This is a genomic window from Aeromonas sp. sif0611 (genome assembly GCF_019218845.1).
Lineage (GTDB): Bacteria > Pseudomonadota > Gammaproteobacteria > Enterobacterales > Aeromonadaceae > Aeromonas > Aeromonas media.
On the sequence record NZ_JAHUWU010000003.1, the window covers coordinates 315,684 to 328,659 of the forward strand.

The 12,976-nt window shown below is 64.7% G+C and carries 10 protein-coding genes; 2 read left to right on the forward strand and 8 right to left on the reverse strand.

Annotation, left to right across the window (positions count from 1 at the left end; genetic code table 11):
- Positions 1 to 60: 60 nt before the first annotated feature.
- The 3 genes from KW824_RS10670 to KW824_RS10680 form a co-directional block, all read right to left on the reverse strand.
- Complete coding sequence (locus tag KW824_RS10670; RefSeq protein ID WP_218409755.1) at positions 61 to 1,794, reverse strand: ABC-F family ATP-binding cassette domain-containing protein; 1,734 nt, start codon at positions 1,792 to 1,794, stop codon at positions 61 to 63.
- Positions 1,795 to 2,152: 358 nt separating this feature from the next.
- Positions 2,153 to 2,590, reverse strand: a complete 438-nt coding sequence (locus tag KW824_RS10675) for a PliI family lysozyme inhibitor of I-type lysozyme (RefSeq protein ID WP_218409756.1) — start codon at positions 2,588 to 2,590, stop codon at positions 2,153 to 2,155.
- Between the two features lie 115 nt (positions 2,591 to 2,705).
- Entirely contained in the window at positions 2,706 to 4,736 is a 2,031-nt protein-coding gene (locus KW824_RS10680; RefSeq protein ID WP_218409757.1) for a M13 family metallopeptidase, read from the reverse strand.
- Positions 4,737 to 4,864: 128 nt separating this feature from the next.
- Between KW824_RS10680 and tilS the strand changes: the two genes are divergently transcribed.
- On the forward strand, positions 4,865 to 6,202 hold the full coding sequence (gene tilS, locus KW824_RS10685; protein WP_218409758.1) for a tRNA lysidine(34) synthetase TilS: 1,338 nt from the start codon (positions 4,865 to 4,867) through the stop codon (positions 6,200 to 6,202).
- A gap of 21 nt (positions 6,203 to 6,223) precedes the next feature.
- Here tilS and KW824_RS10690 read toward each other — a convergent pair whose 3' ends face one another.
- The gene (locus KW824_RS10690; RefSeq protein ID WP_041206247.1) at positions 6,224 to 7,153 is read right to left on the reverse strand and encodes a GGDEF domain-containing protein; all 930 of its coding nucleotides are present in this window, start codon (positions 7,151 to 7,153) and stop codon (positions 6,224 to 6,226) included.
- A 230-nt stretch (positions 7,154 to 7,383) separates the two neighbouring features.
- Here KW824_RS10690 and KW824_RS10695 point away from each other — a divergent pair, with 230 nt between their 5' ends.
- Complete coding sequence (locus KW824_RS10695) at positions 7,384 to 9,336, forward strand: monovalent cation:proton antiporter family protein (RefSeq protein ID WP_218409759.1); 1,953 nt, start codon at positions 7,384 to 7,386, stop codon at positions 9,334 to 9,336.
- 28 nt (positions 9,337 to 9,364) lie between these two features.
- Here KW824_RS10695 and KW824_RS10700 read toward each other — a convergent pair whose 3' ends face one another.
- From KW824_RS10700 to KW824_RS10715, 4 genes are all read right to left on the reverse strand, one after another.
- Positions 9,365 to 10,510: a patatin-like phospholipase family protein gene (locus KW824_RS10700; protein ID WP_171272386.1), complete on the reverse strand. Its 1,146-nt coding sequence runs from the start codon at positions 10,508 to 10,510 to the stop codon at positions 9,365 to 9,367.
- A gap of 175 nt (positions 10,511 to 10,685) precedes the next feature.
- The gene (locus KW824_RS10705) at positions 10,686 to 11,543 is read right to left on the reverse strand and encodes an alpha/beta hydrolase (protein WP_218409760.1); all 858 of its coding nucleotides are present in this window, start codon (positions 11,541 to 11,543) and stop codon (positions 10,686 to 10,688) included.
- 71 nt (positions 11,544 to 11,614) lie between these two features.
- The gene (locus KW824_RS10710) at positions 11,615 to 12,196 is read right to left on the reverse strand and encodes a TetR/AcrR family transcriptional regulator (RefSeq protein WP_218409761.1); all 582 of its coding nucleotides are present in this window, start codon (positions 12,194 to 12,196) and stop codon (positions 11,615 to 11,617) included.
- A gap of 92 nt (positions 12,197 to 12,288) precedes the next feature.
- Positions 12,289 to 12,933, reverse strand: coding sequence for a response regulator transcription factor (locus tag KW824_RS10715; RefSeq protein ID WP_005324525.1), 645 nt, complete (start codon positions 12,931 to 12,933; stop codon positions 12,289 to 12,291).
- Between the last annotated feature and the right edge of the window lie 43 nt (positions 12,934 to 12,976).

The window sequence follows — 12,976 nt, forward strand, 5'->3', positions numbered from 1 at the left end:
GCTGGCCGCTTGTGCTGAGTCAAACAGGGGGGGGATGGCCAAGGTGGTTGATGGCTGCGCTCATGATTCGACCAACCCGAGCATGCTGGCCAGCCTTGCCAGCTCATGGCGCCACTCTTGCTGTAGCCGCGGGGTCTGGTGCCTGGGCTTGCGGGCGAGATCGGCGGCGAGCAGGGCATCGAGCTCATACCAGCGGGCCAGCAGGGCCTCTTCGTCATCCTCCGCACGGGCAGTGGCCTGGCGGGCGTCGTGCCCGGATGGCCCGCCAGCTAGTGGCCTCTGCTGCTGGTCGATCAGCTCGGCATAGGCCCGCTCGGCACTGTGGGCCTCCTGGATGCGTCCGTCTCTGATCAGCCAGAAGCGGTTGCAACTGCGCTCGATCAGATCCCGGTCGTGGGAGACCAGCAAGACGCCCCCGGGGAAGGCGTTCAAGGCCTCGGCCAACTCCTCCTTGCCCGCCAGATCCAGGTGGTTGGTGGGTTCATCGAGCCAGAGCAGATGGTGGCTGCCGAGCGATAGGGCAAGAAACAGCAGCCTGGCCCGCTCGCCCCCGCTCAAGGCGTGCACCCGTTGGCCATGGCGGGAGTAGGGGAAGCCTGCGCGGATCAGCGCCTGGCGCCGTGTCACCTCCGGCAAGGGCGCCAGGGGATAGAGGGCGTCGCTCAGGGTGGCGTTGTCGTCCAGCTGCTGCAGGGACTGATCGTAATAGGCGATGCTGGCGCCGGGGTGGCAGTACCAGCCTTCCCCCGCCACCTGCGAAGCCAGCTCACGCCAGCATTGGCGCAGCAGAGAGGACTTGCCGGTGCCATTGGCGCCGAGCAGGGCGACCCTGTCGCCAGCCCGCAACCAGAGATCCTCAGCCCGCAGCAGGGGCGGCAAGCCGGGGGCGGGGCGCACCTCGAGGGCTTCCAGTCGCATCAGTGCATCGGCGGGCAGTGCCTGCCCGTGCAGCTCGAGGCGCCAGGGGGCCGGCGCAGCGACCTGGCTCTGCTCCTCCTGCAGGCGGGTGATGCGTTTTTCCATGGACTTGGCCTGGCGCACCAGCTTCTCGTTGTCATATTCGCGCCCCCAGATGGCGAGGCGCTTGCTGCTGGCACTCAGGCGGTCTATCTCCTTTTGTTCGTCGGCCCGGCGCAGGCGGGCCTGCTCGTCCTCTTCGGCCAGCGCCACCCTGGCCTGACTGCAGGGCAGGGCGAAGCGATGAAGTCGTCCGTCCCGCAGGATCAGGGTCTCGCGGGTCACCCGATCGAGCAGGCGGCCATCGTGGGAGACCAGCACCAGGGCGCCCCGCCAGCCCAGCAGAAACTGCTCCAGCCAGAGCAGGGCGGGCAAGTCCAGGTGGTTGCTGGGTTCATCGAGCAGCAGCAGGTTGGGCTGGCGCAGCAGGGCGCGGCCTATCTGCAACCGGGTGTGCTGGCCGCCGCTCAGGGCGCTGGTGGGTAATTCGGCCTGCTCTTCGAGTTGCAGCTCGGTCAGCATCTTGTCCACCTGCCAGTCGGCGGCGGGGTCACCCCCCAGGGCATCCAGCAGCACGGCGCGGGTGCTGAGGGTTGAAAACCTGGCCGGCAGTTGCTGGGCCACGAACTCGCAGCGGCAGGGGGCGGCCTGCTGCACCCGTCCGTCATGGGGTTGCAACTCACCGGCCAGCAGGGCGAGCAGGGTGCTCTTGCCGCAGCCATTGGCGCCAATCAGGCCCAGGCGATCGCCGCTCTGGATGCCGAGATTGATGTGGTCAAACAAGGGGAGGTGTCCCGCAGTCATCTGCAGGGAATGGGTACTCATCAGGGTTGTCATGCTCTTGCTCTCTTAAATGGCGGGATCAGAAATCCCTGTCATCAGGAGCGCTGGCGACAACGGTCGAGAAAGGTCTCGGTGTGGAAGGAGTCGGCTTTGCTCGAACCCGCTATCGCAGCGCGATGGTATGCAGGCAAGAGCAGGCAAATGTGCCGAACAGGCGGGCCGAAATGATCGGGCACGCTTGGATAACCATGTTTTACCTCCTTGTTTTTCGTGATGGCACGGTGGGGCGATTATAAGCGCAGAAAAAATAACCGTCTATTCACGGCGGCGATCTGCGGGTGGGGCCGGAAGGAACATCATCAGATGCGGGGCAAAAAAACGCCCCGCTGGGCGGGGCGTGGTGATGGGTGTGTCAGTCGCGGGGGGTCTTGAGCGCCTGGATCACATCTTCATTGGGGGCCAGTCCCTCCACATGGTTGAAGCTGTCCAGCCCCTCCTGCGGGGTGAGGGTGAAGGCGTCGGCGCTCAGGTAGCTGCCGCTGCCGGCACTCTCGACCACGACGATGAGCTCAGGCTGCTTGTCGCCGTTGAGATCCTGCAACTTGAGCTCCTTGATGCTGCCATCGCGCGGCAGCACCTTGCCGTCGATGAACTGATCCAGCGGGAACTGGGGGTTGGCGCCGGAGTAGAGGCGCACGTCGTAGCTGCCGGTGGAGGCCGGCTCGCCACGCCCTTCGCTGACGGTTACTACCTGGCCTGAAGGGAGCGTCAGCTGTTTGAAGAACCCGTCCGCCGCCTGGCTGGCGAGGGGCAGGGTGAGCAGGCCGAGAGTAAGGAATAAGGCTTTCATGGATGTGACCCTTGTTGCTGCTTGTCTTGCGGTGTCAGTGGGCAGGGGCCTGGCCCACGCCCTGTCTGTGGTCGACCCGGGGCCGGTTGTCGGCCAGCCCCTGTCAACCCTGTGTTTACCAGATCTTGACCCGTTTGGCCGGATCAAGATAGAGCTTGTCACCCGGCTGGATGTTGAACGCCTCGTAGAAGGCGGGGATGTTCGGCACCACGCCGTTGACCCGGTATTCCGGCGGCGAGTGGGGATCCGAGGCGAGCAGCATCTGCATCAGCTCGGGGCGATACATGCCCTTCCATACCTGGGCCCAGCCGAGGAAGAAGCGCTGCTCCCCGGTGAAGCCGTCCAGCACCGGGGCCTCCTTGCCATCCAGCGACAGCAGGTAGGCCTTGTGGGCGATGGTAAGGCCGCCGAGATCGCCGATGTTCTCCCCCAGGGTGAACTGGCCGTTGACGTACTGCCCCTTGATGGGCTCGAAGCGGTTGTACTGAGCCACCAGCCGGCTGGTGCGGAAGCGAAACTCCTTGAGATCCTGGGGCGTCCACCAGTCGCGCATCACGCCGTCACCGTCGGATTTGGCGCCCTGATCATCAAAACCGTGACCCATCTCGTGGCCGATCACCCCGCCGATGGCGCCGTAGTTGACCGCATCATCCGCCTGCATGTCGAAGAAGGGGGGCTGCAGGATGGCTGCCGGGAAGACGATCTCGTTGTTGCTCGGGTTGTAGTAGGCGTTCACCGTCTGCGGCGACATGTGCCACTCGTCTCTGTCTACCGGCTTGCCGAGGCGTGCCAGGTTGTCGGCGTATTCGAAGGCGCGGGCCCGCTGCAGGTTGCCCACCAGATCATCGGCACGGATCGCGATGGCACTGTAATCTTTCCACTTGTCCGGGTAGCCGATCTTGGGTCTGAACTTGGCGAGCTTGGCCAGGGCCTGGGTCTTGGTGGCTGGCGACATCCAGTCCAGCTCCTGGATGCTCTGGCCGTAGGCGGTGCGCAGGTTCTCCACCAGCTGCTCCATGCGGGCCTTGGCCTCTGGCGGGAAGTAGCGCTCCACGTAGAGCTTGCCCACCGCCTCGCCAAGGTTGTTGTCCAGCACCCCGAGCGCTCGCTCCCAGGGGGCGCGCTGCTTGGGCGTGCCGCTCAGGGTAGTGCCGAAGAAGGCGAAGTTCTGGGCATCGGTCTGGCTGTCGAGGTAAGGGGCGAAGTCCGTGATGAGCTGCCACTTGAGGTAGGCCTGCCAGTCATTGACCGGGGTCTGCTGCATCACCTCGTTCAGGGCCGCGAGGTAGCTCGGCTGGCCGATGACCAGGCTCTGCTGCCCCACAAGGCCGGCCTGACCGAGATAGGCGTCCCAGTCGATGGCGGGGGCGAGGCGCTTGAGCTCGCTCACCTGCCCCTTGTTGTAGTTCTTCTCCCTGTCCCGCAGGGCCACGTTGTCCCACTGGATCTGGGCGAGCCGGGTCTCGAGAGCCAGGATGCGTTTGGCCTTGGCCCCCGTATCCGCCTCGCCGAAGCGGCTCAGCATGGCGGCGATGTGCTGCTCGTATTTTTGCAGCAGCGCCTGGCTGGCGGCATCCGTCTTGAGATAGTAATCCCTGTCCGGCAGGCTGAGTCCGGATTGATAGAGGTAGACCGCATAGCTGTCCGGTGCCTTGGCGTCCGCGTCTATCCAGAAGCCGAACGGGGCGTTGCCACCGATGCGGCCGCTCTGGGCGAAGGCGCGGGCGAGGTCCTGAGGGGTTCGGATCTGCTCTATCTCGCTCAGCATGGGCAACAGCGGCGCAGTGCCCTTGGCGTTGCGGGTCTTCTGATCCAGATAGCTCTGGTAAAGATCCCGGATCTGCTGGGCCTGGGTGCCGGCGGCGGCCTTGCCGTCCAGCCCTTCCACCAGCACCCGCACGTCCGCCAGGGACTTGTCCCGCAGCATGTAGAAGGCGCCGTCGGCGGGCCTGTCGTCCGGGATCTTGGCGGTACCGAGCCAGTGGCCGTTCACGTAGCGGAAGAAGTCGTCACCGGGTTTGACCCGGGTGTCCATGTTGGCCAGCGCGAGGCCGGAGTGCTTGTCTGTCTGGTCCGGTCCCTGACTGCAGCCGGCCAGCAGGGCCAGCCCGATGAGGCCGGCCAGTATGCTTTTCTTATTGTTCATTTTTCTGATTCCAATTCGGGTTACTCAGCGTCCCTGCCCAGGTCGGGAGGAAACTCACTCTAGCAGTCGGGTTAGCGCTTGATAAGCCCGACTCTGCTAAGATCGGCCTGGTCGTATTGGGGAAGCCTATGATTTCTCGTATTTATTCTCGTTTTTGTCAGACTCTGCCCGCACCGGAAGGTTCCCGGGGCCTGTTGGTGGCCTTCAGTGGCGGGCTCGATTCCACCGTGCTGCTGGTGCTGGCGGCCCGCTTTGCTCACGCCCACGGCCTCACCCTGCGCGCCCTGCACGTCCATCACGGCCTGAGCCTTCACGCCGACGACTGGGTGACCCACTGCGAAACGGTGTGTCAGCAACTGGCGGTGCCGCTCATCACCCGGCGGGTGAAACTGCAGCGGGGCTGCGGTGATAGCCTGGAGGCCCAGGCGCGGGAGGTACGGTATCAGGCCCTTGCCGCTCAGCTGGAGGAGGGGGAGTGGCTGCTCACCGCCCACCATCAGGACGATCAGCTGGAGACCCTGCTGCTGGCGCTCAAGCGTGGCGCCGGCCTGCGTGGGCTGGCGGGCATGGTGCCGAGCCAACCCTTTGCGGGTGGGCTGCTGCTGCGCCCCTTGCTCGAGGTGAGTCGGGCCGAGCTGGCGGAAGCCGCGCAGTCACTTCCTTATGGCTGGGTGGAGGATGAGAGCAACGAGGATGTGAGCTATGACCGCAACTTCCTGCGCCAGCAGCTCATCCCCCAGCTCAAGGCCCGCTGGCCTGCCATGGCCCAGACGGCGGCGCGCAGCATGGCGCTGTGCGCCGAGCAGGAGGCGCTGATCAACGAGCTGGCGGAGGCGGACTGGCAGGTGGCAGGTGAGGGCGATGCGCTGTGCATCGAGGCGCTGCAGCCGCTCTCCCCGGTGCGGCGCAACAACCTGCTGCGCCACTGGATCCGCCGCCTGGGGGGGGAGATGCCCTCCCGGGAGCTGCTGGGGCTGCTGTGGCAGGAGGTGGCGCTGGCGCGCGAAGACGCGAACCCCAGGCTGAGTCTGCAGGGGCTGGAGTGCCGCCGCTTTCAGGGGAGACTCCATCTGGTGCCGCCCGGCCTTGCCCCCCGTGAGGAGGTGTTGCCCACCCGGGCGGGGGAGACGCTCCGCCTGCCGGACGGACTGGGGACCTTCAGGCTGCTGTCATCGGATGGGGGAGAAGGGCTGCGCCCGCCACGGGAGGACGAGCCCCTATCGGTACGTTTTCAGGTGGCGCCAGGCGTCATGCTCAAGCCGGTGGGGCGGGTTGGCAGCCGACGCCTGAAGAAGTTGTTGCAAGAGTACGGGGTGCCTTCCTGGCAACGGGGACGCATCCCCATCCTCTACTACGGGGAGCAGGTGGCGCTGGTGGCCGGGCTCTTCGTCTGCGACGGATTTCTGGCGCCCGAGGGTGGCATGGCCTGGGAGTGGCGGCGTGCCGTCACCCTGGGCACTGGCTGACGGCACGGGATAAACGGCGCCCTATTCGAGGATGCCCGCTTCGCCGGCCTTCTTGCGGGCGTAGAGGTGGGCATCCGCCGTGGCATAGAGCCGCTCCACGTCCATGCCAGAGTGCCAGCTGGCGGCTCCCAGGCTGCACCCCACCGAGAAGGCGCTGAGCTCCTTGTGGCTGTGCAGTACATGTTGCAGCCGCAGCCAGACCGGGCGCCAGGCCTCGGGGTCCGCGGGTTGCAGCAAGAGGGCAAACTCATCCCCGCCGAGGCGAAACGCCTGATCCGTGCCGCGAATGCAGCCTTGCAGCAGTTGGGCGAAGCGGCTCAGCACCAGATCCCCCACCGGATGACCCCAGGTATCGTTGACCTGTTTGAAACGATCGAGATCCAGCAGCACCAGCACCAGACCGTGGGGTTCCCGGCAGTGTTGCTCCACCGCCCGGCCGATGGCCTCATCGAAATAGGCGCGGTTGCCAAGCCCGGTCAGATGATCGAGCCGCACCTGCTGTTCCAGCCGGCTCAACCGAAGATAGAGCGGCAGAGGCAGGCAGAACAGTTGGTGATATTGCTCCAGCAGCCGTCGCTGGCCGTCGCTCATGGGCTGATCCAGCTCGTACTGCAACTGGCCGAGCAACTGTTCATGCTGGCCGCGCAACTCGAAGCGATAGCCATGCAGCACCTGTCTGGCCTGGGGTGGGTGAGCGATGAGGCTGTGAGGCTGGCCGCAGTCGAGGTGGAGCGTGTGGATCCGGACAATCTTTGCCACCCGCTCGGCAAAGATTGCCAGCAGGGCGTCAAGATCCCGTTGCCTCAGCAACTCCTGAAGTTGCTGATAAGGATCCTGCCCGGTCAGCGGCGTGAGCCGCTCCATCTGCTGTACCCACTGCTCTATGCCGTGTCCGAAGCCGTTCAATGACGATGTGTTTTCCACGTTGCAGCCTTGCACCTCTCCACTCATTAGGCGGGTTACTGCAATCCTCGTGCCCAAAATATGTTCGATGGAAAACAAAGGCGCTGGCTAGGCTTAACGAGATGAAATGGGAGGGTAAATAACCCCAGTGTGCCGCTTGTCGCGAGCTCCCGGAAGGGGCGGGATCCTGTCCCGTAGCCCTGAAGATGACCGGACGGTGCGAGGAGCCCGATGCACAGTCTCATCGTGCCATGGGGACAGATAAAAGAGAGGGATGTGTGTATGCCGATGTGTTGATCCTGCTGCTCTCCGCCGTCCTGCTGGTGGCCATCTTCCGACGCCTCGGTCAGCCGGTGATCCTCGCCTACCTGTTCGTCGGCATGCTGCTCGGCCCCCATGGCGCGGCCATCGTCACCGGGCAGGCCATGATGCAGACCATAGGGGAACTCGGCATCGTCTTCCTGATGTTCTCCCTCGGGCTCGAATTCTCGCTGCCGCGCCTGCTCGCCATGCGCAAGCTGGTGCTGGGGGTCGGCGGCCTGCAGGTGTTGCTCACCTCATTGCTGTTCTTCTGGCTCGGCTGGTGGTGGGGTCTGAGCCTGCCCCAGGCGCTGGTGGTGTCGGGCACCCTGGCCCTCTCCTCCACCGCCGTGGTGATCAAGCAGCTCGGGGAGTTGCAGCAACTCCATACCCGGCGGGCCCAGCTCGGGGTGAGCGTCCTGCTGTTTCAGGATCTGGCGGTGGTGCCGCTGCTGGTGATGATCCCCATCCTGGCCAGGCCCGAGGTGCAGGGCAGCGCCTTGCTGGCGGAAGTCGCCTGGGCCTCCCTCAAGGGGCTGTTTGCCCTGTCAGTCTTGCTCGCGGTGGGAAAATGGCTGCTGCCCATGGTGTTTCACGAGGTGGCGCGGGCGCGATCCGATGAGCTGTTCGTGCTCAGTACCCTGCTGGTAGCTCTGCTGGCGGCCTCTCTGACCCAGTGGATGGGGCTCTCCATGGCGCTCGGGGCCTTCCTGGCGGGCATGATGCTGGGGGAGTCCCACTACCGTCATCAGCTTGAGGTGGATATCAAGCCGTTTCGGGACGTCTTGCTGGGGCTCTTCTTCATCACCATCGGCATGACCATGGAGTGGACGTTGGTGGCGAATGCCTGGTGGCAGGTGCTGCTCTGCGTGTTCGGGCTCATCCTGTGCAAGTCGCTGCTGGTGCTGCTGGCGGGCCGGCTGATGGGGGAGCGCAAGCGCGATGCCATGGCGGCCGGCATCATGCTGAGTCAGGTCGGCGAGTTCGGCTTCGTGCTGCTGGCGCTGGCGAGCCACCATGGCCTGCTCGGTCACGAGATGGTCTCCTTGCTCATCGGCGTCGGCGTCATCACCCTTTCTCTCACCCCCTGGTTGGTGCAGCGGGCGCTGGGGCTCGCCCACTCCCTCACCGACGGGGCCCTGCTCTCGCGCGCCGGGGTCGCCCAGTCGGGGCTCAGCAAGCATCAGCATGTCATCATCGCCGGCTTCGGGCGTACCGGGCAGACCTGTGCCCGCTTTCTCAAGCTCGAGGAGATCCCCTTTCTCGCGCTGGATCTCGATCCCGAGCGGGTGAGCGAGGCCAAGCTAGCGGGGGAGCAGGTGGCGTTTGGCGATGCCAGCCGGCGCGACATCCTGCTGGCGGCCGGTCTGATGCGGGCTCGCCTGGTGATCATCACCTTCGACGATCGCAAGCGGGTCGATGCCATGCTGACGCAGATCCGGGCGTTGGCGGGGGATCTCAAGGTGCTGGTACGAACCCGGGACGACAGCTTCCTCGAGCACTACAAGCAGGCCGGGGCCTTCGAGGTGATCCCGGAGTCCCAGGAGGGGGCCCTGATGCTGGTGTCCCACCTGCTGGTCAACTGCGACGTCCCCCTAGGCCGGGTGATCCGGCGCATGGAGCACGAGCGCAGCAGCCAGTACCGCTTCCTGCATGGCTTCTACTGGGGAGATCAGAGTGCGGGCAACCTGGAGACGGATCAGTTGCTGGAGCGGCTGCACCCCGTGTTGCTGCACGATCAGGCCTGGGCGGTTGGGCGTCGGGTGCGGGAATTGCCCCTGGGGGAGGTGCGCATCAAGGCGGTCCATCGCGGAGAGCGGAGCCTGGAGCCGAGGGCCGATCTGAGGCTGCTCGCGGGAGATCGGCTGGTGCTGTTTGGTACGGCCGTGGCCATGGAGCAGGCGGAGCAGCGCCTGCTGGAGGGGCATTAGGCCCCCGGTCCGGGCGACGACTGCCTGTTCAAGCCTCCTCGCGGATCCGCTCTTCGATGTCCAGGAAAGACTCGATGTGCTGACGTTGCGCCATTGCATCCTGATACCCCAACCTTATCAACTGCTGACAGTAACCCGGGTGAAACATCAGGAAGCTGGCCAGACTGCTGCTCTCCTGGCCGTTCACCCCCAGTACCCGCAGCAGGCGGCGCAACTGGGTCGGCAGCTTGGGCAGATAATCGAGGGCGATGAGGTCGAGATCCTGGCTTGGCCTGATGACACAGGTCTCCACCTGGCGCAGCTTCAGTCGGTTGCGCTCCCGCGGCGGGATGAGGGACAGGGTCTGGTTGATGCGTCCCAGTCGCTCCAGATCCGAATTCAGGGTGTCGGAGAAGACGGTGTTGAGCAGGTGGCTGGCGATGTTGGAGCTGGTCAGGCGGCTCTGGTGCGGGGACGCGCCCCCCTGATGGGGTGAATCCAGCGTCACCAGCAGGATCCGCTCTGCCCCCAGGTGAATGGCGGGGCTCAAGGGGCTCAGCTGGTGGATGGAGCCGTCACCGTAGAAACGATCGCCTATGGGGGTGGCGGGAAAGACGAAGGGCAGTGCTGCCGAGGCCAGCAGGTGATCCGAGGTGAGCAGGGTGCGCAGGCCGCGCCGCCTGGCCCGCTCCCAGGGCTGATGCTCGGCCCGCCCCTGGAAGAAGGTGGTGGAGAGGCCGTCGTCATAGTCGGAGGCGGTGATGGCGATGGCCTCCAGGCTGCCGTAGAGGATGTTGTCATCGATACGGTGATAGTCGATGAGCTGATCGAGCAGGCGGCGCAGGGGGGCATTGTCGAACAGGTGGAAGGCGTGGTTGCTCTGGGGGCTGATGAGACCGGCCGAGCCCTGATACAGGGTGCGCCACAGCAGCTGGCAGGGATGAAAGTCGAAGATGTGATGGGTCTCGAAACGGCGCCAGACCCATTCCAACTTGCGCACCCCCAGGTGAAAACAGGAGGCGTAGCACGCCAGCGCCGTGATGTTGAGGGCTCCCGCCGAGGTGCCGCACAGTATGGGGAAGGGGATGCCGAGGTTGCGGGGATAGAGCTCGGCCACTGCCTTGAGGACGCCGACCTGATAGGCGGCGCGAGCACCACCACCGGTCAACAGGAGAGCTGTATTGGGTCTGGCCATGCTGCTGTCCCTTATTGTGATAGCGCCACGGCTGATAAAAGGAGGTCTGCCATGATGCTGCGCCTTATTGTGATTGCAAGGGCGGGGTGCCACCGCGCAATTTAACTATAAGACGTTGTATCCCGGATAAAAATGGGCCGCCTCATCATTTTTTGAGGCGACCGGTACGGCGGGATCAGGCCTCGCTTCTGGGCTGGGTCAGCTGATCGAAGGCGGCGAACACGGGGGGGCTTGCCAGGATGCGACCATGGCCTAGCCCACGGGTGCTGACCAGTCGGGTGCGGCCATCCTCTACCGCCCGCAACGAGTCTTTATGGGGGGCGAACCTGTCCTCCTCGTCGTGAACGATGAGGGCCGCCCCCTGGCGGCGGGCGAGACGACCCAGGGGATCGACAGTGCTCAAGGGATGCTGGTATTCGTGCTCGATCTCCTTGACCACCGCATCGAACAGCCGGATGGAGTAGCCGGAGCGGGCCACCATGCCATAGAGCTGGGGCACATAGTCGAGCACGGGCGAGATGAGCAGCAGCGGCAGCGTGTCGAGGGCGGGGTGGCGGCTGCTGAGGGTGACGGCGCCCCCCATGCTGTGGGTGATGACCCCCTGAACTGGGCCGACGCGCGCTAGGATTTCGTCGAAGGCGCGCACGAAGCGGGGCAGGTGCCCCGTGCTGCCCTCGCTCTGGCCGTGGGCGGGGTGATCATAGGCCAGCGCGGTGAAGCCCTGGGCGGCGATATGGTTCATCAGCGGGTAGAACTGGCTGGCACTGCCGGACCAGCCGTGCATCAGCAGCCACACCGGGCCCTGGCCAAGCCGGTAGCTCATCAGGGTACCCTCACCGGTGTGGATGGCCTGCTGCACCAGCCCGGCGGGGGCGGCGACCTCCCGGGTTGGGCGCTGGGGGGTGAGCAGCAACTTGCTGGCGGTGCGTTTGGCGTGGGCCGGTGCCAGTGCGTGGTGCAACCGGGTGCCAAGCCCCAGCAGCAACTTGCTCGGGCTGACGCGGCGGGTGTTGAAATAGATCTTGCTGCTCATGGTCATCCTGTGGTTTTTATGTGCGAACGTTCGTGCTTTTTTGTCTGTTTTTAAAAAGAGGAGCCAGAACCTCAGCGCCAGCTGGTCAGCAGATCTTCCACCTCGGGCCAGAAGTGGCGGGCCGGATCCTGACACAAGTCCAGCGCATTGAACACCTGATCTCCCAGATAGAGGCCATATAGCCGGTAGACGGCGCGCCAGGGATCCAGATCCCTGCGCCACTCTCCCTTCTCCTGGCCCTGCACCACCTGGCGAGCCAGATAGTCGAGCCAGAAACGCACCAGCTGGCGGGCCGCCTGCTGCACCTCCCCCTCCTGGGCCGAAGTCCAGGCGTCGAGGAACATGCAGCGTCCGGCAAAGCTCTGGTTCCACGCCAGCCAGGCCTGCAGCAGGGCCAGCAGTTTCTCCTGCTGGGTGCCGTGCCGTTGCTGGCGCACCGGCTGGATCACCCGCTCCCGGAACACCTCGGCGGAGTAGGCGAGCACGGCGATCTGCAGGTTGTCGCGAGACTGGAAATGGGCAAACAGGCCGCTCTTGGACATCTCGCATGCACTGGCCAGCGAGCCTATGGTCAGGCTCTCGAGCCCTTGCTGGCTCGCCTGCTCGAAGGCGGTCTGCAAAATGTTGTCGCGGGTCAGACGGCCCTTGCTCATCGCACTCTCCTCTCTGGGTTCTGCAGCATAAAGTACGATCGTGCTAATTGTCGAGCCACAAACCGCCATAGTGGTGGAGACAAGCTGCTGACTCAGCTGTCCTTGATGTCCATCTGCTGCAGGGCGATGACCGCCTGGGTGCGGTTCTTGACCCCGAGCTTGCGGAAGATGGCGGTGATGTGTGCCTTGATGGTGGCCTCGGAGACGTTGAGCTCCCAGGCGATCTGCTTGTTGAGGCTGCCGTCCCGCAGCATGATCAGTACCTTGTACTGCTGGGGGGTGAGGCTGGCCAGCTTGCTGGCAAAGTCGGGGCCATCCTCGGACTCGGGGTGGAGGGAGATCCCTTCCGGCACCCAGTTATCCCCCCCGATCACCGTATTGAGGGCGCTGACCAGCTCCTTCATGGGAACCGACTTGGGAATGAAGCCCAGGGCCCCGAGGCGCAGCACCTGCTGGATGATGGCGGCATCTTCCGAGGCAGAGACCACGACGATGGGCAGGTCCGGGTACTGGCCGCGCAGATAGGCCAGCCCCTCGAAGCCATTGGCCCCCGGCATCTTGAGATCGAGCAGCAGCAGATCGACTTCGGGGTGCTCCGCGAGCAGGTGGGTCAGGCTGTCGATGGAGTCGGCCTCCAGCAGCCTGGCCTCGTCGATGGCCATGTGCACCGCTTGATAGAGGGCGCCCCGAAACAGGGGGTGGTCATCTGCGATGACGATGGTAAATTGGCTGTCCATTGCTCACATTTTTGCTAACTGATTGTTTTGAAAAATCAAACTA

What these genes read in the sequence shown, in the direction of transcription:
- KW824_RS10670 (WP_218409755.1), bottom strand. Translation starts at nt 1,794, where the DNA reads ATGACAACCCTGATGAGTACCCATTCCCTGCAGATGACTGCGGGACAC.
- KW824_RS10675 (WP_218409756.1), bottom strand. Translation starts at nt 2,590, where the DNA reads ATGAAAGCCTTATTCCTTACTCTCGGCCTGCTCACCCTGCCCCTCGCC.
- KW824_RS10680 (WP_218409757.1), bottom strand. Translation starts at nt 4,736, where the DNA reads ATGAACAATAAGAAAAGCATACTGGCCGGCCTCATCGGGCTGGCCCTG.
- tilS (WP_218409758.1), top strand. Translation starts at nt 4,865, where the DNA reads ATGATTTCTCGTATTTATTCTCGTTTTTGTCAGACTCTGCCCGCACCG.
- KW824_RS10690 (WP_041206247.1), bottom strand. Translation starts at nt 7,153, where the DNA reads ATGAGTGGAGAGGTGCAAGGCTGCAACGTGGAAAACACATCGTCATTG.
- KW824_RS10700 (WP_171272386.1), bottom strand. Translation starts at nt 10,510, where the DNA reads ATGGCCAGACCCAATACAGCTCTCCTGTTGACCGGTGGTGGTGCTCGC.
- KW824_RS10705 (WP_218409760.1), bottom strand. Translation starts at nt 11,543, where the DNA reads ATGAGCAGCAAGATCTATTTCAACACCCGCCGCGTCAGCCCGAGCAAG.
- KW824_RS10710 (WP_218409761.1), bottom strand. Translation starts at nt 12,196, where the DNA reads ATGAGCAAGGGCCGTCTGACCCGCGACAACATTTTGCAGACCGCCTTC.
- KW824_RS10715 (WP_005324525.1), bottom strand. Translation starts at nt 12,933, where the DNA reads ATGGACAGCCAATTTACCATCGTCATCGCAGATGACCACCCCCTGTTT.